A 21,371-nucleotide genomic window follows, 5' to 3' on the forward strand; every position below is an offset into this window, starting at 1 on the left:
GACGGGGCCGCGGTTGCTGTCGTTCGCGGAGGTGGCGGTGGAGTTGTCGCGGGCGACGGGTCGTGAGGTGCGGTTCGAGGCGGTGTCGGAGGCGGCGTACCGGGGGGTGTTGGAGGAGGCGGGTCTGCCGGGGGACTTCGCGGAGCTGTTCTCGGTGATCCTGGACGGTCGTAACGCTTCGTTGGGGGACGGGGTGCGGCGGGCGTTGGGGCGTGAGCCGCGGGACTTCGCCGACTTCGCCCGCGAGGCCGCCGCGTCCGGGGTCTGGGACGTGTGAGCCGCCCACCAAGCCGCACAACTCGCAGGCCAGTCAGTTTCGTTGATCGTCGGTGCCGGGCCTCGCCGACTTCCTGACCGTCCATCCGGTTCGAACCCGGGAGCGGTACGGAAGCCGGTGCCCGGGCACCGTGGTGGCCCCCGCGCTGGGCGGGGGCCGGGGAGAAATCGAAGGATTACCGATGCGCTCGAACCAGACCGCGACTCCAGCTTCCTACTCCGCTCCATCCTCCTTCGGCGGCCTCGCGCCGGGCGCCTCGGCGGCCCCCGCCGCACGGAGCAAGGCCGCCGGGCCCGTCCTGGCGGGCGCCACCATCGCGATGGGCCTGATGGCGGGCCTGTTCTTCGCCTTCGACGTGTCCGTGATGCCGGGCCTCGCGGCGGGCGACGACCGGACGTACGTGACGGCGATGCAGCACATCAACAAGTCGATCGAGAACGGCATGTTCGGCCTGGTCTTCGTCGGCGCCTTCGTGGCGACGGGCGTGGCGGCCTGGCTCCAGCACAAGGCCGGCCGGCGCCAGGCGGCGCTGTGGGCCGCCGGGGCGACGGTGCTCTACGTGGTGGCCCTGATGGTCACCATGGGCGTCAACATCCCGCTCAACAACCAGCTGGCGCAGGCCGGCGACCCGTCCCAGATCACCGACTTCGCGGGCGTGCGCGCCAAGTTCGAGGGTACCTGGGTGGCCACCAACATGCTCCGCACGCTGCTCTGCACTGGCGGCCTGGCGGCCCTGACCCGGGCGCTGGTCCTGCACGGCCGCGCCTCGCGCTGAACGGCCGGGCCCCGCAACGTGGTTGACGCCCCTGGTGGATCCCCACCGGGGGCGGTCGCCGTGCCCGGCCCCGGTGGCTGGCCCGGTGCCTGGCCCTGATCCCGGCCCTGTTCCCGCGGCTGGTCAACCCGCCGGGCAGCTGGCCGAATTCACCCCCGGCCGGTCGCGGCGGCGGCGCCCTTCGGCGCAGACTGGTCGGCACAGGGCGGTTCCGGCACCAGGGGCAGGGGGCAGGCATGGCCGTACATTCCGGCAGGCGCAGGGCGGTTGGGCGGATTCGGACCGCGATCGGCGCACTCGCCGTCGCCCTGGTGGCGGGAGCGGCGGTCGCGGTGCCGGCCGCACCCGCCGAGGCGGCGGGCGCCAAGGCCGACAAGGGAGGGAAGGTCGTCTACCTCACCTTCGACGACGGCCCCAGCCCCACGTACACGCCGAAGATCCTCGGGATCCTCGCCCGCTACGGCGTGCGTGCGACGTTCTTCGAGATCGGGCAGAACGTCGCCGCCCATCCGGCGCTCACCGGGCAGGTCGCCCGGGCGGGCCACAGCGTGCAGAACCACTCCTGGTCGCACCCGGACCTGCGCCGGCTCTCGGCCTCCGCCGTCAACGCCCAGGTGGCGAACACGGACAAGGCGATCCGCGCCCAGACCGGCCGCACCCCGAGCTGCCTGCGCCCGCCCTACGGTGCGGTCGACGGCGCCGTGCGCTCGCGCGCGGCGGCGCTCGGCAAGCAGGTCGTGCTGTGGTCGGTGGACCCGACCGACTGGTCCCGGCCGGGAACGGCGGCCATCCAGTCCCGGGTGCTGAAGAACGTCCGCGCGGGCTCGGTGATCCTGTTGCACGACGGCGGCGGAGACCGCAGCCAGACCGCCGCCGCGCTTCCGACGATCCTCTCCACCCTCAAGGCGCGCGGGTACACCTTCGGGACCCTCTGCGGCTAGGGCGGGACCGGCCCCGGATACGCCTTCGAACTCCCACGACGCGCGCGGGAGTTCGAAGGCGTATCCGGGGGTCCGACCGGGCGCGGGGTCAGGCCTGGCCGTGCAGGATCAGCGCCCAGGCGAGGCAGGCGACGGCGGCGGTGCAGAGCAGGGCGCGCAGCACGTTGAAACGGACCCAGCGGGCTTCGAAGCGCCCCCGGACGGCGGCCGGGTCGGTGATGCGCCGGGGCTCGCCGCCGGCGGCGAGTTCGTCGTTGAGCGGGATGTTGACGGAGCGGGTGACGCCGATCGCGGCGATGTAGAGCACCAGGGCGGCCACGGTGGCGGGTAGCGCGTGGTGGCCGTCGGAGGGCAGGTGGAGGGCGACGGCGGCGCCGGTGGTGAGGAGGGCGCCGACGAAGCCGAGGACGAACCAGCCGTTCAGGATGGCCACGTTGATGCGCTGCATGACCTCGATGAAGGTGCGGTCCTCGACCCGCGCGAGCGCGGGCATGACCGAGCACGCGAACGCGTAGAACAACCCGGCGGTCAGTCCACAGGTGACGGTGGCCGCCACCAGTGCGAGTGTGCGTGCCAGTTCCATCTTCGTAGCCCCTCACTGTCTCTGCGTATCTGCGTATCTGCGTATCGGTTCGTCCCCCGTGCGCCGATCATCCGGCATCCGGGCCGCTCGGGCCACCTCGATCACTCAAGACCCTCTCAAATGACAAACCGTCAAATGATGTCTTGCCGTCTACACTTGGGCCCATGGACACTCTGACGGGACTCCTCGACGGCCCCAAGGCCCGCGGCGCGTTCCTGCTGCGCTCGATCCTCACCCCGCCGTGGTCGCTGCGGATCGAGGACCGGGCCCCGCTGTCGGTGGTGACGATGGTTCGCGGTGAGGCCTGGATCCTGCCCGAGCGCGGCACGCCGCTGCTGCTGCACCCCGGCGACGTGGCGATCGTCCGCGGCCCGGAGCCGTACACGGTGGCGGACGACCCCGACACCCCCGTGGACGTGATCGTCGGCCCCGGGCAGGTCTGCACGCGCGGCGGGGTGGACGTCTCCGAGGTGATGTCGCTCGGCGTCCGGACCTGGGGGCAGGGCCGGGAGGGCGACCAGGCGTCCTCGGTGGTCCTGTCCGGCACCTACCAGGCCGAGCACGAGATCGGCCAGCGCCTGCTCGCCTGCCTGCCCGCCCTGCTGGTCCGCCCGGCCGGCACCGGCGCCGACGACACCCTGGTGCACCTGCTGGCCGCCGAGATAGGGCGCAACGAGCCCGGTCAGGAGCTGGTCCTGGACCGCATCCTGGACCTGCTGGTCGTCTCCGTGCTGCGCTCCTGGCTCGCCGCCCCCGACTCCGGCGCCCCGGCCTGGTACCGCGCCCAGCACGACGCCGTCGTCGGACCGGTGCTGCGGCTGATGCACGACGACCCGGCCACCGCCTGGACGGTCGCCGACCTCGCCCAGCGGGTCGGGGTGTCGCGGGCGGGCCTGGCCCGCCGCTTCACCGGCCTGGTCGGCGAACCGCCGATGGCCTACCTGGCGGGCTGGCGGCTGGCCGTCGCCGCCGACCTGCTGCGCGAACCCGAGTGCACCGTCGCCTTCGCGGCCCGCAAGGTCGGCTACAGCAACGCCTTCGCCCTCTCGGCGGCCTTCAAACGCGTCCGCGGCGTCAGTCCGCAGGAGCACCGCCGCCTCGCCGCGACCGGCGCCCCGGTCCAGCAGGCCGGCTTCTCCGGCCCGGCGGAGACGGTCATCCTGGCGGGCTGACGCCGTGGCCGTGGCCGTGGCCGCCGCCGACAGCCAGGGCCTGGGGATCCAGGACCGGGAATCCAAGGCTGTAATCCCATTTGCCTAAACTCATTAGGTAATCCCATACTGACTATAGCCGGATGGCAGAAAGCACATGGCACGGGCAGGGCCCGCACAGAACGCGATGGAACAGCGATGAACACCTCTTTCACCACCCCCGTCACCGAGGCCCTGCTGCACGGCCACCTCGACGTCGAGCACACCGGACGCGGCCTGCTGCCGCACCGCCTGCCCGCCCGGGCCCGCCGGCAGATCCCCGACGAACAGCTCGCGATCGCCGAGTCCCAGCCCTCCGGCGTCCGGCTGGCCTTCCGCACCCGCGCCACCGCGATCGACCTGCACACCGTCCCGACCAAGCGGGCCTACGTGGGCGTGCCCACCCCGCCCGACGGGGTGTACGACCTCCTCGTCGACGGGCGGCTGACGGCGCAGACCACGGTGTCCGGCGGCAACCTGCGCACCGTCGACCTGGTCACCGGCCGCGTCGAACTGACCCAGGGCCCGCCCGGCACCGCCCGGTTCACCGGTCTGCCCGCACGGGACAAGACCGTCGAGATCTGGCTCCCGCACACCGAGACCACCGAACTCCTCGCCCTCGACACCGACGCCCCCGTCACCCCGGTCCCGGACGGCACCCGCCGTCGCTGGCTGCACCACGGCAGCTCGATCAGCCACGGCTCCAACGCCACCCACCCGACCGGCACCTGGCCCGCCCTGGCGGCGGCCACGGGCGGCGTCGACCTGGTCAACCTCGGCTTCGGCGGCAGCGCGCTGCTCGACCCGTTCACCGCCCGCGCGATCCGCGACACCCCCGCCGACCTGATCAGCCTGAAGATCGGCATCAACCTCGTCAACGCCGACGTGATGCGCCTGCGCGCCTTCGTCTCGGCGGTGCACGGCTTCCTCGACACCGTCCGCGAAGGACACCCGGCCACGCCGCTGCTCGTCGTCTCCCCGATCCTCTGCCCGATCCAGGAGGACACCCCGGGGCCCCTCGCCGTCGACTTCAGCACCGGGGCACTGCGCTTCCGGGCCACCGGCGACCCGGCCGAGACCGCGGCGGGCCGCCTCACCCTCACCGTCATCCGGACCGAACTCGCCCGCATCGTCGCCGCCCGCGCCGCCGACGGCGACCTCAACCTGCACTACCTGGACGGCCGTTCGCTCTACGGCCGGACCGACCATGACGACCACCCGCTCCCCGACGACCTGCACCCGGACCAGGCCGGCCACCACCGCATCGCCGAGCACTTCACCCGCCTCGCCTTCGGAGACACCGGCCCGTTCGCGGACTGACCCGCCGGCCGTCGCCCTCGTACGCGACAATCATCCGGTGATCGGGGGGCAACGGGCCGAGGGTCAACGACCGAGGGGGAGAAGGCAGATGAGGCACACCTGGAGCAGGACAGCCACCGGCCTGGCGGCGGCCGTGACGGCGCTGGCGCTCGCCGGCTGCGGATCGACGAGCGCACCGAGCAACGCATCACACACTGAATCCCGAGAGCCCGGCCAGGCCGGAGCCGAGGCCCTGGCCCGCCACGACCGGCTCTTCCCCCAGGTCGCGGCGAAATGCGCGGGCGTCGCCGCCACACCGCCGTCCGCCCCGGCCGCCGCCCCCACGGGCGACGGCGGTACCTGGGCCGACAAGTACGCGGAGAACCACGCCTACAAACAGACCGTCAGGCTCCTCGCCGACGCCCAGTGCCGCGGCGAGGCCCACGCGGCACGGATCGCGGACGCCCTGCGGCCCGCCGGCACGCCGGCCGTCCTCGACGAAGCCGGCCTCCGCGCGGCCCTCCAACGCCTCGGCTACCCCGCCGAGCTGGTCAACGTCCGCACCTCCACCGGCGCCCCCGGATTCGACCTCCAGATCCCCGAAGCCGTCTTGTGCGTCAGCGGCCTGCTGACCTCCCCGCCCGACGTCCACCCGCACGGCATGTACCTGGACGGCGGCTGCACCGAACCCAAGGGCGGCCACTGACCCGGCCGCGGAGGCCCCGGGGAGCAGCGGCTCGCGGGGGACGTTCCCCGGGCGTTCACCGTGCGGAGGCCGGCCGTCCGGTCGGCGGTCCGCGTCGTGCCCCTAACGTCGCGATCACCGTGCACGGCCCGAGGAGCTGCCCCGATGAACCACCATCAGAACGACCTTCCCCACGACGACCACGGGTCGAGCTGCCCGCGGACCGTCGGGTTCGACTCCGACGCGCCGGCGGCGGCCGGCCGACGCGCCTTCCTGCGCGCGACGGGGCTGGTCGGCGCCGGGCTGGCGGTCTTCGGGGCGGGCTCCACGGCGACGGCGGCGGCGGACGAGCCCGCCGACGCGACGGCCGACGCCTTCGGCGCGCCCGCCGCCGCGGACGACGGCCGGGGCGCCTGGGATCCGGACCCGGACGGCCCCCGGTTCTCCCTGGCGGTGATGCCCGACACCCAGTACCTCTTCGACGACGACCGGATCCACCCCGCCCCGCTGGAGGCCTCACTGCGCCACGTGCTGGACGGCAGCGACGAGAACTTCGTCTTCCTCGCGCACCTGGGCGACGTCACCCAGAACGGCAAGGCCGAGGAGTTCGCCGCCGCGGGCAAGGCGTTCACCCTCCTCGACCGCCACGGCGCGGCCTACAGCGTCCTGGCCGGCAACCACGACGTCGGCTCGGGCAGCGACGACCAGCGGGGCCGGACGGCGTACCTGGACACCTTCAACCCGGCCCGGTTCGCCCGCTCGGCGACCTTCAAGGGCGCGAGCCCGGACGGCTACAACACCTACCACCTGTTCCGGGGAGCCGGTCGGGACTGGATGGTGCTCTCGCTGGACTGGCGGCTGTCCGACCGCGGCTTCGCCTGGGCGAACTCGGTGATCGCCCAGCACCCGACCGTGCCGGTCATCCTCACCACCCACGACCTCGCCTACGCCGACGACGGCGGCGCCGCCCAGCTGTCCGACCACGGGCACGCGCTCTGGGACAGGCTGATCAGCGGCAACGACCAGATCTTCCTCACCCTGAACGGCCACTACTGGCCGCCCGGCAGCACCACGCTGACCAACAAGGCCGGCCACGACGTCCACGTCCACATCACCAACTACCAGAACCGGTACTACGGCGGCGCGGCGATGATCCGCGCCTACCGCTTCGACCTGGACCGCAACACCATCGACGTGCGGACGTACTCGCCCTGGATCCAGCAGCTGGCCGCCGAGAAGGTCAACCGCCTCGCCAGCCAGGAGATCGAGCTGACCGGCCCGGTGGACAGCTTCTCGGTGCAGGTGGACTTCGCGCGGCGGTTCGCCGGCTTCGCCCCGGTCCCGGCCCGCCCGGCCCGCCCCGCGCGTCAGGTGACGATCCCGGGCACGGTCGCCTACTGGCGCTTCGACGGCGGCCGGCCGGCCGGCAGCGCCGTCGCAGACTCCCAGGTCGTCAAGGACCTGAGCGGTCACGGCAACGACCTCGTCAAGCAGACCGCCCCGGGCAGCCCGGCCGGGACGCTCACCTGGTCCACCGAGTCGCACCCCGACCAGCCCGGCCGCGGCAGCCTCTACTTCGAGGGCCGGGGCAAGCCGGTCCAGGGCGCGTACCTGCAGACCGTCGCCAAGGCCCCGATGAACGCCGACACCTTCCAGCAGGGCTACACCTTCGAGGCGTTCTTCAAGCTGCCGGCCGACTGGGACGCCGGCCGCAACGCCTGGACGGCGCTGCTCAGCCGCTGGGGCACGAGCGGGGAGGCGGGGAAGACCGGCCCCGACACCGACCCGCAGGAGCCGGTCGCCACGCTCAGTCTGTCCGGCGGGCGGGAACTGCAGTGGTGCGTCTACCCGACCAACCTGAGCGGCCCCGTCACCAACTGGGGCCACGAACTCCCGCTCGGCGCGTGGTGGCACGTCGCGGTCGTCAACAACAAGCGGCTCACCCGGATGTACGTGAACGGCTGCGAGGTCGTCCGCAACCCCTCGACACCGTCCGAGGGCCTCAGCACCCTCGGCCACCCCTGGCTGCTCGGCGGCTACGAGTACGGCGGCGCGCTCAGCCAGGTCTTCCACGGTTGGATCGGCGACGTCCGCGTGGTCAACCGTCCCCTGCCGGTCCGGGACTTCATGATCTCCTGACACCCCCGCGCCCCGGGGCGCCCGCCCCGCGGGCGCCCCGCCCGTCAGCCTCCCAGGGCCCGCAGCGACACCCACAGCGCCAGGACGGACAGCACCAGCGCCGACGGGACGGTGAGCAGGCCGAGGCGGGTGAACTCGCCCAGCCGGACGGTGCTCCCGTGCTGCTGGACGATCTTGCGCCACAGCAGGGTGGCCAGGGAGCCGGCGTAGGTGAGGTTGGGGCCGATGTTCACGCCGAGCAGCATCGCCAGCACCGCACCCGGGCCGGAGGCCGCCGTCAGCGGCAGGAGGACCAGGACGGCGGGCAGGTTGTTGATCACGTTCGCGAGGACGGCGGCCAGCACGGCGACCGCGAGCAGGGACGGCAGTCCGGTGCCGGCGGGGACCACGTGGCCGAGCGCGGCGGCGAGGCCGTTGTCGACGACGGCGCGGACGACGATCGCGAGGGCGACGACGAAGGCGAGGAACGGAACGTTCGCGGCCCGGACGACCGCCGTCGGCGTGATGCGGCGCCGGGCGAGCGCCCGGCCGGCCAGCACGAGGGCCCCCGCCGCGGCCGCCCACGCCGGATTGACGCCCAGTGCGGAGGTGAGGACGAACCCGCCGAGCGTGCAGGCCACCACGACGAGCGCGAACAGCGGCAGCTCGGGGGCCGCCTCGTCCGGTGGCGGCGGGGCCCCGCTGTCCAGGTCGGCGGCGAAGAACCGGCGGAAGACCGCGTACTCGGCGCCGATCGCCACCAGCCACGGCAGGGCCATCAGCGCGGCGAACCGGGTGAAGCTCAGGCCGCTGGCCGCGAACGCCAGCAGGTTGGTCAGGTTGGACACCGGAAGCAGCAGCGACGCGGTGTTCGACAGGTGTGCGCAGGCGTAGACGTGCGGCTTCGGTCGGGCGCCGAGCCGGGTGGCGGTCGCGAACACCACCGGGGTCAGCAGCACCACCGTCGCGTCCAGGCTCAGCACCGCGGTGATCACCGAGGACAGGGCGAACACCTGCACCAGCAGCCGTCCGGGCCGTGCGGCGGTCCGGGCCATCCACGCCCCGCAGGCGTGGAACAGCCCCTCCTCGTCGCACAGCTGCGCCAGTACCAGCACCGCCGCCAGGAACCCGACCACGGGCCCCAGCCGTTCGGCCTCCTCCAGCGCGTGCGCGGGCGATATCGCGCCGGTGGCGACCAGCAGGGCGGCGGCGGGCACCGCGACGGCGGCCTCGGGCCAGCCCCACGGCCGGACGACGGCGCAGGCCAGCACGGCCAGCAGCAGTACCAGGGCCAGGCCCTCCGCGAGCGGGGTGTTCAGTGCGGGCTCCCTTCGGGACCAGCCGAGTCCGGCTGACGGCCACCCGGACGGGTGCGCCGGCTTGCGTCCCTTCGAGCGACCTGCCCGGTTCTCTGGACCGGCGGCCGGGCTGAACTGCTGCTATGAATTTTTTGAGCTTATCTGTTCGGCTCCCGTTTTTTTGAGGAGGCATCCTCATGGGTGCGGTTGCAACAACTTCAGCCGACGCCGCCGTGGTGCACATTCTCTGGATCAATGCGGGTCTGAGCTGCGACGGGGACTCGGTCTCCCTGACCGCGGCGATGCAGCCCAGCATCGAGGAGATCGTCACCGGCGCACTCCCCGGCCTGCCGAAGGTCGCCGTCCACTGGCCGCTGATCGACTTCGAGTGCGGTCCGGTCCAGGGCGCGGACAACTTCGTGGAGTGGTTCTTCAAGGCGGACCGCGGCGAGCTCGACCCCTTCGTCCTGGTCGTCGAGGGTTCCATCCCGAACGAGACGATCAAGGAGGAGGGCTACTGGTGCGGTTTCGGCGACAACCCGGACACCGGCCAGCCGATCACCACCAGTGAGTGGCTGGACCGCCTCACCCCCAAGGCCACCGCGGTGGTCGCCATCGGGACCTGCGCCACCTACGGCGGCATCCACGCGATGGCCGGCAACCCGACCGGTGCCATGGGCGTGCCCGACTACCTGGGCTGGGACTGGAAGTCCAAGGCGGGCCTGCCGATCGTCTGCGTGCCGGGCTGCCCGATCCAGCCCGACAACTTCGCCGAGACGCTGACCTACCTGCTGTACCAGCTGGCCGGTTCCGCGCCGATGATCCCGTTGGACGACAAGCTGCGTCCGGCCTGGCTGTTCGGCGCGACCGTGCACGAGGGCTGCGACCGCGGCGGCTACTACGAACAGGGCCAGTTCGCCACCGACTACGGCACGCCCGAGTGCCTGGTGCGCCTCGGCTGCTGGGGCCCGGTCGTCAAGTGCAACGTCGCCAAACGCGGCTGGATCAACGGCATCGGCGGCTGCCCCAACGTCGGCGGCATCTGCATCGCCTGCACCATGCCGGGCTTCCCCGACAAGTTCATGCCGTTCATGGACCCGCCGCCCGGCTCCCGGGTCTCGACGGGCGCCAGCTCGGCGTACGGGGCGGTGATCCGCCGCCTGCGCACGATCACGGGCCGGACGGTCGACCAGGAGCCCAAGTGGCGGCACACCGGGCGCCGCCTGACCACCGGTTACCGCCCGCCGTGGTGACCCCTTTCCCCCTTCGGCCCGCCCGCCCCGCCCGGGGCGGGCGGGCCGTTGCAGAGCCTCCTCCCGCTGACAGAAGGGCATGACAGACGATGGCACCGACGACCAGGACGGCCGGCGACGGCAGCGGTCTGGTGGAGATGTCCTGGGACCCGATCACCCGGATCGTGGGCAGCCTGGGCATCCACACGAAGATCGACTTCAAGCAGAAGAAGGTCGCGGAGTGCTACAGCACCTCCTCGGTCTTCCGCGGCTACAGCGTCTTCATGCGCGGCAAGGACCCGCGCGACGCGCACTTCATCACCAGCCGGATCTGCGGCATCTGCGGCGACAACCACGCCACCTGTTCGGTCTACGCGCAGAACATGGCCTACGGGGTCAAGCCCCCGCACCTCGGCGAGTGGATCATCAACCTCGGCGAGGCCGCCGAGTACATGTTCGACCACAACATCTTCCAGGAGAACCTGGTCGGGGTCGACTACTGCGAGAAGATGGTCCGCGAGACCAACCCCGGCGTCCTGGAACTGGCCGAACGCACCGAGGCGCCGCACGCCGGCGACCACGGGTACCGCACCATCGCCGACATCATGCGCTCGCTGAACCCCATCGAGGGCGAGTTCTACCGCGAGGCGCTCCAGGTCAGCCGCTACACCCGGGAGATGTTCTGCCTGATGGAGGGCCGCCACGTGCACCCCTCCACCCTCTACCCCGGCGGCGTCGGCACGGTGGCCACCGTCCAGCTGTTCACCGACTACCTGACCCGGCTGATGCGCTACGTGGAGTTCATGAAGAAGGTCGTGCCGCTGCACGACGACCTCTTCGACTTCTTCTACGAGGCCCTGCCCGGCTACGAGGAGGTCGGCCGGCGCCGCGTCATGCTCGGCTGCTGGGGCAGCCTCAACGACCCGGACCACTGCGACTTCACCTACCGCAACATGACGGACTGGGGCCGGCGGATGTTCGTCACCCCGGGCATCGTGGTGGACGGCAAGCTCGTCACCAACGACCTCACCGAGATCAACCTCGGCATCCGCATCCTGCTCGGCAGCTCCTACTACCAGGACTGGGAGGGCAAGGAACTCTTCGTCACCCACGACCCGCTGGGCAACCCCGTCGACCCCCGCCACCCCTGGAACCAGCACACCATCCCGGCCCCGCAGAAACGCGACTTCGACGACAAGTACAGCTGGGTGATGTCCCCCCGCTGGTTCGACGGCAAGGACTACCTCGCCCTCGACACCGGCGGCGGTCCGATCGCCCGCCTGTGGTCCACCGCGCTGTCCGGACTGGTCGACATCGGCTACATCAAGGCCACCGGACACAGCGTGCAGATCAACCTGCCGCGCTCCATGACCAAGCCGGAGACCACCTTCGAGTGGAAGATCCCGCAGTGGAGCAACGCCATCGAACGCAACCGCGCCCGCACCTACTTCCAGGCCTACGCGGCCGCCGCGGCCCTGCACTTCGCCGAGAAGGCGCTCGACGAGGTCCGGGCCGGGCACAGCCAGACCTGGGAGCGCTTCGAGGTGCCGGACGAGTCGATCGGCTGCGGCTTCACCGAGGCCGTACGCGGCGTGCTGTCCCACCACATGGTGATCCGGGACGGCAAGATCGCCAACTACCACCCCTACCCGCCGACCCCGTGGAACGCCAGCGTCCGCGACAGCTTCGGCACCCCCGGCCCCTACGAGGACGCCGTCCAGAACACCCCGATCTTCGAGGAGAACCCCCCGGAGACCTTCAAGGGCATCGACATCATGCGCGCCGTGCGCAGCTTCGACCCCTGCCTGCCCTGCGGCGTCCACATGTACCTGGGCGACGGGAAGACGGTGCAGACCATGCACGTGCCCACCGGGCTGAGCGGACTCACCGCATGACCCCGGAACAGGCGGGGGCCCGCATCCAGGAGGCCCTGGACCAACTGGCCGGCGCCGACGCGCAGGAGGCCGGCGAGCACCTCGTCCGCGAACTGATGGCCCTCTACGGCGACGCCCTGGCCCGCCTCGTCCAGGCCCTGCCGCCCGCCGCGCTGGCCCGGCTGCTGGACGAACCGTCGCTGGCCGGGCTGCTCGTCCTGCACGACCTGCACCCCGAGGACGTCACCGCCCGCATCACCCGCGCACTCGCCACCCTGCCCGAACCGGTCGACCTGGCCGCCTTCGACCCCGCCACCGGCACCGCCCGGCTGCGCCGCACCCGCAGCGGCTGCGGGTGCGGCGAACAGGACATCGAGAACGCCCTGGCCTGCCACGCCCCCGAGGTCACCGCGGTCGAGCTCGAACGCCCCGCGGAACTGCTGCAGATCGGCGCTCGGCCCCCGGCGGACCCGCGATGACCTTCCGCCAGCTCGACCGGCCCGGCACCGCGCTGCTGCGTCGGCTGCGGGAGCCCGCACCCCCGCAGCCGCAACGCTGCGAGTTCTGCGGCCGGCACCTGCCCGCCGAGCACCGCCACCTGGCGGACACCGACCAGCAGGCGCTCACCTGCGCCTGCACCGCCTGCGCCCTGCTGTTCCAGCAGCCCGGCGCGGCCGACGGCCGCTACCGCGCCGTCCCCGACCGCTACCTGACCGACCCGGCCCACCCCCTCGGCGAGGACGCCTGGGCCGCCCTCGGCATCCCGGTCGCCACCGCGTTCCTGCTGCGCACCACGCGTCTGCAGCGGTCCGTCCTGCTCTACCCCGGCCCGGGCGGCGCGACCGAGGCCGAAGCCGACGAGGCCGCCTGGCAGGCCGCGCTCGGCGGCAGCCGCCTCCACGCCGCGCTGCGGCCGGACGTCGAGGCGCTACTGCTGCGGCGCGACACCGATGGCATCCAGTGCTACCTGGTGCCGGTCGACGTCTGCTACGAACTCGTCGGCCGACTGCGGCGCTGCTGGAAGGGCTTCGACGGCGGGGCCGAGGCACGCGCCGAACAGACCGCCTTCTTCGACCGCCTGGCCGCCCGGTCCCGCGCCCTCCCCGAAGGCGGCGCCCGGTGACCTCGATCTCCTTCGCCTGCACCGGAGTGCGGGCCGATCCCTACGCCGCCGGGCCCGCCCTGGTCTTCCGGCTGCGCATCACCGCCCCCGCCGACGTGCGGGTGCACGCGCTGGCGCTGCGCTGCCAACTGCGGATCGAACCGGCCCGCCGCCGCTACGGCGACGCCGAGGGCGGGCGGCTGACCGACCTGTTCGGCGAGCGCTCACGCTGGGCCGGCACCCTCCACCCGGTCCAGTTCGCCCAGGTCCCGCTGCTGGTCGGCGCGTTCACCGGCGAAACCGAGACCGACCTGGTGGTGCCCTGCACCTACGACATGGACGTCTCCGCCGCCCGCTACCTCGCCGCACTGGACGACGGGGACGTGCCGCTGCTGCTGCTCTTCTCGGGTACCGCCTTCGCCGGCCCCGGCGGCTTCCAGGTCACCCCGGTGGCCTGGGACCAGGAAGCCGCCGTGCGGATGCCGGTCAAGGTCTGGCGGGAGGCGATCGACGCGCACTTCCCGGGCTGCGGCTGGCTCCGGCTGCCCGCCGACCTGATGGCCGAACTGCTCGCCTACCGCTCCCGGCACGCCCTGCCGTCCTGGGAGGCCACCGTGCGCGAGCTGCTCGGCACGGCCCGGACCACGAAGCCGACCCGGACCACAGCGCCGACCCGGACCACAGCGACGACCCAGGCCGCGAAGCCACCCCAGGCCGTCAAGGCGGCCCAGACCGCGAAGGGGGAGCGGTGACCGCGCCCGCCCACGAGAGCGAGAACAGGTTCGCCCACGCCCGGCAGATCGCCGACGCCGTCCTGTTCGAGGGCTACGTGCTCTACCCCTACCGGGCGTCAGCGGCCAAGAACCGGCTGCGCTGGCAGTTCGGCGTCCTGACCCCGCCGCGCTACGGCGCCGACAGCGGCGAGCACTCCCACCAGCGCACCGAGTGCGTGATGGAAGCGCGCCGGGGCGACCAGCTGGCCGTCGAGCTGCGGTTCCTGCGCCTCCAACGGCGGACGGTCCAAGAGGCCGGCAGGCAGGGCGGATTCCGGACCGTCGATGAGCTGGAGCTCGCCGACCGGGTGCTCGCCCCCTGGGACGAAGGGGTCGAGGAGCGGATCGAACTCCTCATCCCGGTCGAGGAACTGGCGGCCGGTGAAGCCGTCCGCGGCTTCGAACTCGACGCGTCCGAGGACGAGGAGCCGCTCGTCGAGGACGGCGCGCTGGCCGGGCGGCTCCTGCGCCGCCGCGAACGGGTCCAGGGCCGACTGCGGATCACCGCCCAGGACGTACCCGGCCCCTACCGGGCGCAGCGGCTGACCGTCCTGGTGGAGAACACCTCCGACTGGGACCCGGTGCCCGGCACCCGACGCGAGGCCGCACTGGCGCACGCCCTCGTCTCGGCCCACCTGCTGCTCGGCCTCGACCGCGGCTCCTTCCTCTCGGTGACCGACCCGCCGGAGTGGGCGGGCGAGGCGGTGCGCGCCTGCCGCAACGAGCACACCTGGCCCGTGCTGGCAGGCCCGCCCGGCAGCGGCAAGGTGCTGCTCTCCTCGCCGATCATCCTGGAGGACCACCCGCACATCGCCCCCGAGAGCCCCGGCGCGCTCTACGACGCCACCGAGATCGACGAGATCCTCGCGCTGCGCACCGCGGCCCTGACCGAGCGGGAGAAGCGCGAGGCCCGGGGCACCGACGACCGGGCCGGCGCGGTGATCGACCTCGCCGACTCGATGCCCCCCGAGATCCTGGAACGGCTGCACGGCGCCGTCCGGGGGCTGCGCGAACTCACCCACCCCGAAGCCGGGGCGGACCGGCCCTGGTGGGACCCGGGCAACGACCCGCAGACCGACCCCGAACGGGACCAGGTGATGATCGACGGCCGCCCGGTCGCCGCCGGCAGCCGGGTGCGGCTCCGGCCCGGGCGCCGCCGCACCGACGCCCAGGACGTGTTCCTGCACGGGCGCACCGCGCTGGTGGAGGCGGTGCTGCACGACGTCGACGGTTCGGTGCACCTGGCCGTCACCGTGGACGACGACCCGGGTGCCGACCTGTGGCGGGCGCAGGGCCGCTTCCGGTACTTCCAGCCGGACGAGGTCACCCCGGTGGAAGGGCCGTGAGCGCCGACCGGACCGGGCGGGTCCTGGTCGCCGGGGTCGGCAACATCTTCCTCGGCGACGACGGCTTCGGGGTCGAGACCGTCCGGCGCCTCGCCGCCCGGGAGCTGCCCGCCGGCGTCGAGCTCCTCGACGTCGGCGTGCGCGGCGTGCACCTGGCCTACCAACTCCTCGACGGCTACCGGACGCTGGTGCTCGTCGACGCCACCGCGCGCGGCGGCGAGCCGGGGACGGTGTACCTGATCGAAGCGGACGCCGGACCGGTGGAATCGATGGTCCTGGACGGCCACCGGATGGGCCCGGACGCCGTGCTCGCCCTGCTCGCGACCCTGGCCGCCGGAACGGGCGGCACCGCGCCCGGGCGGGTCCTGGTGGTCGGCTGCGAACCCGCCTCACTGGAGGAGGGGATCGGACTGAGCACCCCGGTGGCCGCCGCCGTCGACGAGGCGGTCGCCGTGATCCTGCGCGTCCTCACCACGGACGCACACACCCACAGAGAGGCGGCACCATGCTGAAGAACCTCGCCGTCGCGGCCGCCGCGGCCGTCCTGGCCGCAGCCGCGGCGCTGATCTGGCAGAGCCTTCCCGACCTGAGGCGCTACCTGCGGATCCGGCGGATGTAGGAGCGGATGCGGTAGCGGAGCAGTACGCGCGGGGACCACCACCGGCGTGCTGCGAACAGGTAGTCACGGATACGGCGGCGGCGCGGCTTCGAGCCGTTCCCGCCGCCGCACCCTGTAATGGGGCCTGTTGCTCACGGGGCCTGTTGCTCATGGGGCCTGTTGCTCACGGGGCCCGGACACCGGGCCCGCGCCCCCACGGAGCCGGGCGCCTCCAACCGCGGGAAACGAGACAGATGCACGAGATGTCGATCGCGACGGCCGTCGTCGACCAGGTGGACCGGGCCGCCCGCGCACACGGGGAGAGCGCCGTGGCCAGAGTCCGGCTGCAGATCGGCGAACTGGCCGGAGTCGTCCCGTCGGCACTCGACTTCTGCTTCGAACTGGCTTGCGCCGGAACGCTGTTGGAAGGTGCGGTGCTGGAGACCGAGGCCGTCGCCGCACGGGCGAAGTGCACGCCCTGCGGGGTCGAGTGGAGCGTCGGCATGCCGCCCGACCTGGGCTGCCCGCGCTGCGCCGGCGCCAGGGTCGAACTGCTGGCCGGGCGTGAGCTGCAGATCCTCGGCGTCGAGTGGTCCGAGCCCCCGACGGGCGCCCGGACCGATCAAGGAGGCTGAAACCGATGTGTCGCACCGTCGATCTCCGGCAGGCGGTTCTCGCCCGCAACGACGACGACGCCCGGCGGCTGCGGGCGGAACTGGCCGCTCGGGGCACCGTCGTGGTGAACCTGCTGTCCAGCCCGGGCAGCGGCAAGACGGCGCTCCTGGAGGCCGAACTCGGCCTGGCCCGGGAGCGCGAGGTGCCCGTCGCGGCCCTCACCGCCGACCTCGCGACCGAGAACGACGCGCGCCGGCTGGCCCGTTCGGGCGCGCCGGTGAAGCAGGTCCTCACCGACGGCCTGTGCCACCTGGAGACGGCGATGCTGCGCGGGCATCTGACCGGCTGGCTGCCGCCGGACACCCGGCTGCTGTTCGTCGAGAACGTCGGCAACCTGGTCTGCCCCGCCTCCTACGACCTCGGCGAATCGCTGCGGGTCGTCCTCGCCTCGGTCACCGAGGGAGAGGACAAGCCGCTCAAGTACCCGACCGCCTTCGGACTGGCCAACCTGGTGCTGGTCACCAAGGCGGACCTCGCGGTCGCGGCACAGTTCGACGAAGCGGCCTTCCTCGCGAGCGTCGCGCGGGTCAACCCGGGGGTGGAGGTGGTCTTCACCTCGGCCCGCACCGGGCAGGGCGCCGGTGCGCTGCTGGACCGGGCGCTCGCGGTGCTGGCCGGAGCGCAGGTCCACCGGCCGGTGATGGCCGGCGCGCACGACCACGACCACGACCACGACCACGGCAACCACAACCACCACGGCAACGACCACGACCACGCGGGGGTCCACGACCACCCGCACCCGGCCGTGGACCTGCCGTGACCACGGATCAGCAGCCGCCCCTGCTCCAGCGCCGCCGGGTCGCCGTGCGCGGACTCGTCCAGGGCGTCGGCTTCCGACCGTTCGTCTTCACCCTCGCCACCGAACTCGGGCTGTCCGGCAGCGTCACCAACACCGGCGAGGGCGTGCTCGCCGAGATCGAGGGCACCGGCGAGGCGGTGACCGCGTTCTGCCGGCGCATCGCCAGCGACGCGCCCCCGCTCGCCGACGTCGCCTCGGTGGACCACCAGCCGCTGGCCGTCACCGGCACACCGGGCTTCGTCATCACCCCCTCCCGCGCCGACGGACCGCACCGCACCCAGATCCCCCCGGACACCGCCACCTGCGCCGACTGCCTCGCCGAACTGGCCGACCCCGCCGACCGCCGCCACCGGCACCCGTTCATCAGCTGCACCAACTGCGGGCCCCGCCACACCATCGTCACCGCCCTGCCGTACGACCGGGCCAACACCACGATGGCGGCCTTCGCGATGTGCCCCGACTGCGCCCGCGAGTACGCCGACCCGGCCGACCGGCGTTTCCACGCCCAGCCCGTCGCCTGCCACACCTGCGGCCCGACCCTCACCCTGTCCGTCCCCGGGCTCCCCGTGCTCGACGGCGAGCAGGCGCTCACCGAGGCCCGGCGCCTGATCACCTGCGGAGCCGTCCTGGCCGTCAAGGGCATCGGCGGCTACCACCTGGCCTGCGACGCCACCGACGCGGACACCGTCGCCCTGTTGCGCAGGCGCAAGCGGCGCGGTGACAAACCCTTCGCCCTGATGGCCCGCGACCTCGAACAGCTCAGGGCGCTGGCGGCATCCGGGGCGGTGGAACTGGGGCCCGTCGAGGAAGACCTGCTCACCGGCCCGGTGCGGCCGATCGTACTGCTGCGCCGGGGGCAACACCGGCTCGCGGAACTGGAAGCAGCCGCTCCGCGCAGCCCCGACCTCGGCGTGCTGCTGCCGTACACCCCGCTGCACCACCTCCTGCTCGCCCCTCCCGGCCCCGGACTGCTGGTCATGACCAGCGCCAACCTGTCCGGCGAGCCCATCGTGACGGACGACCGGGAGGCCCTCGCCCGCCTCGCCCCGCTGGTCGACGGCTGGCTCACCCACGACCGCCCCATCCACGTGCCCTGCGAGGACTCCGTGGTGCGGGTGGTGGACGGGCAGCCGCTGCCGGTACGGCGCTCGCGCGGCTACGTGCCGCTCCCGGTGCCCCTGCCGGTGCCGGTGCGGCCCGCGCTGGCCGCGGGCGGCGACCTCAAGAACACCTTCGCGCTGGCCCGGGACGGCTACGCCTGGCTGTCCGGCCACCTCGGCGACATGGACGACCTCGCCACCCTCCGGGCCTTCGACCGCGCGGTGGACCACCTCGGGGCCGTCACCGGCGTGCAGCCCGAAGTGCTCGTCGTCGACCGCCACCCCGGCTACCGCTCCGCCCGGCACGTGCGCAGGTCGGCCCGGGGCCGTGAGGTGCGGGACGTCCAGCACCATCACGCGCACATCGCCTCGGTGATGGCCGAGCACGGCCTCGACGGCAGCCGGCCCGTGATCGGGATCGCCTTCGACGGCACCGGCTACGGAGAGGACGGCGCGGTGTGGGGCGGAGAGGCGCTGCTGGCCGACTACCGGGGCTTTCGGCGTCTCGCCCGGCTCGACTACGTTCCGCTGCCGGGGGGCGACGCGGCCGTGGTGCGCCCGTACCGGATGGCGCTGGCCCATCTGCGGGCGGCAGGACTCCCGTGGGCGGCCGGCCTGCCGCCGGTGCGCTCCTGCCCTGCTGAAGAACTCCGACTGCTGTCACAGCAGTTGGACCGATCGGTGAACTGCGTGCCGACCTCCAGCATGGGTCGGCTGTTCGATGCGGTGTCCTCGCTGGCCGGGGTCTGCCAGCAAGCCGGGTACGAGGCGCAGGCGGCGATCGAGCTGGAGGCGGCCGCCCTCGCGCACGGGCCGGTGGTCGGCCCGGGGGAGGCCTACGCATTCCAACTCGCCGACGAGGGCGGGGTGGTGACCGCCCGGCCGGGGCCGGTGCTGGCCGCGGTGGTGGCGGACCTGGCGGCAGGGGCGCCGCCCGGACTGATCGCCGCCCGGTTCCATGCGGCGGTGGCCGCGCTGGTACGGGCGGTCTGCGCCGAGATCGGGCGGCGGCACGGCACCCAGACGGTCGCGCTGAGCGGCGGCGTCTTCGCCAACGCGCTGCTGTCCTCGGCGTGCGCGCGGGGCCTGGCGGAGGACGGGTTCACCGTGCTGCGGCACCGCCGGGTGCCGCCCAACGACGCGGGGCTCGCGCTCGGCCAGTTGATGGTGGCGGCACGGGCCGACGGCTGAGTGGCCGCCCGCACGGAGTTCGGCAGGTTCGGAGGAACCGGAGAGAGGAGGGAGACCGCGATGTGCCTGGCGGTACCCGGAAGAGTGTTGGAGATCGCGGAACGCGACGGGACCAGGATGGCGGTCGTCGACTTCGGCGGGGTCGTCAAGGACGTGTGCCTGGAGTACCTGCCGGACCTGGAGGTGGGCGAGTACGCCATCGTCCACGTCGGGTTCGCCCTGCAGCGGCTGGATGAGGAATCGGCTCGCCGGACCTTGCAGCTGTTCGAGGAACTCGGCCTGCTTCAGGAGGAGTTCGGCGACCCCTGGGAGGCCGCGGAGACTGCGGAGACTGCCGCGGCCTCGGCGGCCTCGGCGGCCTCGGCGAAGCGGGAGGAGGAACGGTGAGATACCTGGAGGAGTTCCAGAACCCCGAGCTGGCCGGCGGCCTGCTCGCCGACATCAGGGCGACGGTCACCCGGCCGTGGGCGCTGATGGAGGTGTGCGGCGGTCAGACGCACAGCATCATCCGACACGGGATCGACCAACTGCTTCCTCCCGAAGTCGAGTTGATCCACGGCCCGGGCTGCCCGGTGTGCGTCACCCCGCTGGAGGTGATCGACAAGGCGCTGGAGATCGCGGCCCGGCCCGAGGTGATCTTCTGCTCCTTCGGCGACATGCTGCGCGTGCCCGGCACCGGCCGTGACCTCTTCCGGGTACGCGGCGAGGGCGGCGACGTCCGGGTGGTGTACTCCCCGCTGGACGCGCTGCGGATCGCCGAGGAGAACCCGCACCGGGAGGTCGTCTTCTTCGGCATCGGCTTCGAGACCACCGCACCACCCAATGCCATGGCGGTGCACCAGGCCAGGAAGCGGGGCATCGGCAACTTCAGCATGCTGGTCTCGCACGTACGGGTGCCACCCGCCATCGAGGCCATCATGAACTCGCCGCAGTGCCGGGTCCAGGGCCTCCTCGCCGCCGGACACGTGTGCAGCGTGATGGGGACCGACGAATACCCCGCGCTCGCCGATCGCCACCGGGTGCCGATCGTCGTCACCGGCTTCGAACCGCTGGACATCCTGGAAGGAATCCGGCGCACCGTACGGCAGTTGGAGAACGGCGAGCACACCGTCGACAACGCCTACGCGCGGGCCGTACGCCCGGAGGGCAACCCGGCGGCCCGGGCCATGCTGGAGGACGTCTTCGAAGTGACGGACCGGGCCTGGCGCGGCATCGGCGTCATCCCGGACAGCGGGTGGCGGCTCTCCCCGGGCTACCGCGACCACGACGCCGAGCACCGCTTCGACGTCGCGCGGATCACCACCGTCGAACCCGCGCAGTGTCGCAGCGGGGAAGTCCTCCAGGGGCTGCTCAAGCCGCACCAGTGCGAGGCCTTCGGCACCGCCTGCACCCCGCGCACCCCGCTCGGCGCCACCATGGTCTCCAACGAGGGCGCCTGCGCCGCCTACTACCTCTACCGGCGGCTCGACGCGCCGGGCATCGCCCGGGAGGCGAGCCCCGTTGGCTGAGACTCAG

Annotated in this window: 21 protein-coding genes and 1 pseudogene; 20 read left to right on the top strand and 2 right to left on the bottom strand. The window is 72.9% G+C overall.

The genetic code is table 11. The features are described from left to right. The 3 genes and pseudogenes from ACIO9K_RS35795 to ACIO9K_RS35805 all read left to right on the top strand — a co-directional run. Positions 1–277: pseudogene (locus ACIO9K_RS35795) on the top strand (NmrA family transcriptional regulator); the annotation flags it as partial. A gap of 181 nt (positions 278–458) precedes the next feature. Next, complete coding sequence (locus ACIO9K_RS35800; RefSeq protein ID WP_063350756.1) at positions 459–1,052, top strand: DUF1772 domain-containing protein; 594 nt, start codon at positions 459–461, stop codon at positions 1,050–1,052. Positions 1,053–1,288: 236 nt separating this feature from the next. Continuing rightward, positions 1,289–1,993: a polysaccharide deacetylase family protein gene (locus ACIO9K_RS35805; RefSeq protein WP_363625439.1), complete on the top strand. Its 705-nt coding sequence runs from the start codon at positions 1,289–1,291 to the stop codon at positions 1,991–1,993. An 88-nt stretch (positions 1,994–2,081) separates the two neighbouring features. Here ACIO9K_RS35805 and ACIO9K_RS35810 read toward each other — a convergent pair whose 3' ends face one another. Further along, a complete protein-coding gene (locus ACIO9K_RS35810; RefSeq protein ID WP_063350758.1) occupies positions 2,082–2,576 on the bottom strand; it encodes a DUF1772 domain-containing protein in 495 nt (164 codons plus the stop codon). A gap of 164 nt (positions 2,577–2,740) precedes the next feature. On the opposite strand from ACIO9K_RS35810, the gene ACIO9K_RS35815 reads away from it, so the two are divergent. The 4 genes from ACIO9K_RS35815 (at position 2,741) to ACIO9K_RS35830 (ending at position 7,889) form a co-directional block, all read left to right on the top strand. Next, positions 2,741–3,748 carry an AraC family transcriptional regulator gene (locus ACIO9K_RS35815; RefSeq protein ID WP_363625437.1) on the top strand — a complete coding sequence of 336 codons (1,008 nt, stop codon included), beginning with the start codon at positions 2,741–2,743 and terminating at the stop codon, positions 3,746–3,748. A gap of 177 nt (positions 3,749–3,925) precedes the next feature. After that, complete coding sequence (locus tag ACIO9K_RS35820; protein ID WP_400336009.1) at positions 3,926–5,086, top strand: GDSL-type esterase/lipase family protein; 1,161 nt, start codon at positions 3,926–3,928, stop codon at positions 5,084–5,086. 88 nt (positions 5,087–5,174) lie between these two features. Then, the gene (locus ACIO9K_RS35825) at positions 5,175–5,771 is read left to right on the top strand and encodes a hypothetical protein (protein ID WP_400336011.1); all 597 of its coding nucleotides are present in this window, start codon (positions 5,175–5,177) and stop codon (positions 5,769–5,771) included. A gap of 144 nt (positions 5,772–5,915) precedes the next feature. Next, the gene (locus tag ACIO9K_RS35830; protein WP_400336013.1) at positions 5,916–7,889 is read left to right on the top strand and encodes a LamG-like jellyroll fold domain-containing protein; all 1,974 of its coding nucleotides are present in this window, start codon (positions 5,916–5,918) and stop codon (positions 7,887–7,889) included. Between the two features lie 44 nt (positions 7,890–7,933). Here the strand turns inward: ACIO9K_RS35830 and ACIO9K_RS35835 are convergent, their stop codons facing one another. Then, positions 7,934–9,187 (bottom strand): SLC13 family permease, encoded by a 1,254-nt coding sequence (locus tag ACIO9K_RS35835; RefSeq protein WP_363625443.1) that lies wholly within the window; start codon positions 9,185–9,187, stop codon positions 7,934–7,936. 176 nt (positions 9,188–9,363) lie between these two features. Here ACIO9K_RS35835 and ACIO9K_RS35840 point away from each other — a divergent pair, with 176 nt between their 5' ends. The 13 genes from ACIO9K_RS35840 (at position 9,364) to hypD (ending at position 21,364) form a co-directional block, all read left to right on the top strand. Further along, positions 9,364–10,419, top strand: a complete 1,056-nt coding sequence (locus ACIO9K_RS35840) for a hydrogenase expression protein HypE (protein WP_350886892.1) — start codon at positions 9,364–9,366, stop codon at positions 10,417–10,419. An 89-nt stretch (positions 10,420–10,508) separates the two neighbouring features. Next, on the top strand, positions 10,509–12,293 hold the full coding sequence (locus ACIO9K_RS35845) for a nickel-dependent hydrogenase large subunit (RefSeq protein WP_400336015.1): 1,785 nt from the start codon (positions 10,509–10,511) through the stop codon (positions 12,291–12,293). Beyond that, on the top strand, positions 12,290–12,751 hold the full coding sequence (locus tag ACIO9K_RS35850) for a thioredoxin (protein WP_363588699.1): 462 nt from the start codon (positions 12,290–12,292) through the stop codon (positions 12,749–12,751). Before ACIO9K_RS35845 ends, ACIO9K_RS35850 begins: the two co-directional genes overlap by 4 nt. Then, positions 12,748–13,395 (top strand): DUF5947 family protein, encoded by a 648-nt coding sequence (locus ACIO9K_RS35855; protein WP_400336017.1) that lies wholly within the window; start codon positions 12,748–12,750, stop codon positions 13,393–13,395. The genes ACIO9K_RS35850 and ACIO9K_RS35855 overlap by 4 nt, the downstream gene beginning before the upstream one ends. Continuing rightward, positions 13,392–14,126, top strand: coding sequence for a DUF6084 family protein (locus tag ACIO9K_RS35860; RefSeq protein ID WP_400336019.1), 735 nt, complete (start codon positions 13,392–13,394; stop codon positions 14,124–14,126). The genes ACIO9K_RS35855 and ACIO9K_RS35860 overlap by 4 nt, the downstream gene beginning before the upstream one ends. Continuing rightward, a complete protein-coding gene (locus ACIO9K_RS35865) occupies positions 14,123–15,493 on the top strand; it encodes a hypothetical protein (protein WP_363625423.1) in 1,371 nt (456 codons plus the stop codon). The genes ACIO9K_RS35860 and ACIO9K_RS35865 overlap by 4 nt, the downstream gene beginning before the upstream one ends. Then, positions 15,490–16,005 (top strand): hydrogenase maturation protease, encoded by a 516-nt coding sequence (locus ACIO9K_RS35870; protein ID WP_363588691.1) that lies wholly within the window; start codon positions 15,490–15,492, stop codon positions 16,003–16,005. The genes ACIO9K_RS35865 and ACIO9K_RS35870 overlap by 4 nt, the downstream gene beginning before the upstream one ends. Next, complete coding sequence (locus ACIO9K_RS35875) at positions 15,999–16,112, top strand: DUF6893 family small protein (protein WP_380345916.1); 114 nt, start codon at positions 15,999–16,001, stop codon at positions 16,110–16,112. Before ACIO9K_RS35870 ends, ACIO9K_RS35875 begins: the two co-directional genes overlap by 7 nt. Positions 16,113–16,345: 233 nt before the next feature. Continuing rightward, positions 16,346–16,726, top strand: coding sequence for a hydrogenase maturation nickel metallochaperone HypA (gene hypA / locus ACIO9K_RS35880; RefSeq protein ID WP_363588689.1), 381 nt, complete (start codon positions 16,346–16,348; stop codon positions 16,724–16,726). Positions 16,727–16,731: 5 nt separating this feature from the next. After that, positions 16,732–17,526, top strand: coding sequence for a hydrogenase nickel incorporation protein HypB (hypB, locus tag ACIO9K_RS35885; RefSeq protein ID WP_400336022.1), 795 nt, complete (start codon positions 16,732–16,734; stop codon positions 17,524–17,526). Further along, on the top strand, positions 17,523–19,856 hold the full coding sequence (gene hypF / locus ACIO9K_RS35890) for a carbamoyltransferase HypF (protein ID WP_400336024.1): 2,334 nt from the start codon (positions 17,523–17,525) through the stop codon (positions 19,854–19,856). Before hypB ends, hypF begins: the two co-directional genes overlap by 4 nt. Before the next feature lie 60 nt (positions 19,857–19,916). After that, on the top strand, positions 19,917–20,243 hold the full coding sequence (locus ACIO9K_RS35895) for a HypC/HybG/HupF family hydrogenase formation chaperone (protein WP_400336072.1): 327 nt from the start codon (positions 19,917–19,919) through the stop codon (positions 20,241–20,243). Then, a complete protein-coding gene (gene hypD, locus ACIO9K_RS35900; protein ID WP_400336026.1) occupies positions 20,240–21,364 on the top strand; it encodes a hydrogenase formation protein HypD in 1,125 nt (374 codons plus the stop codon). Before ACIO9K_RS35895 ends, hypD begins: the two co-directional genes overlap by 4 nt. Positions 21,365–21,371 lie beyond the last annotated feature (7 nt).

The sequence above is a fragment of the Kitasatospora sp. NPDC087271 genome (assembly GCF_044744605.1).
Taxonomy (GTDB): Bacteria; Actinomycetota; Actinomycetes; order Streptomycetales; family Streptomycetaceae; genus Kitasatospora.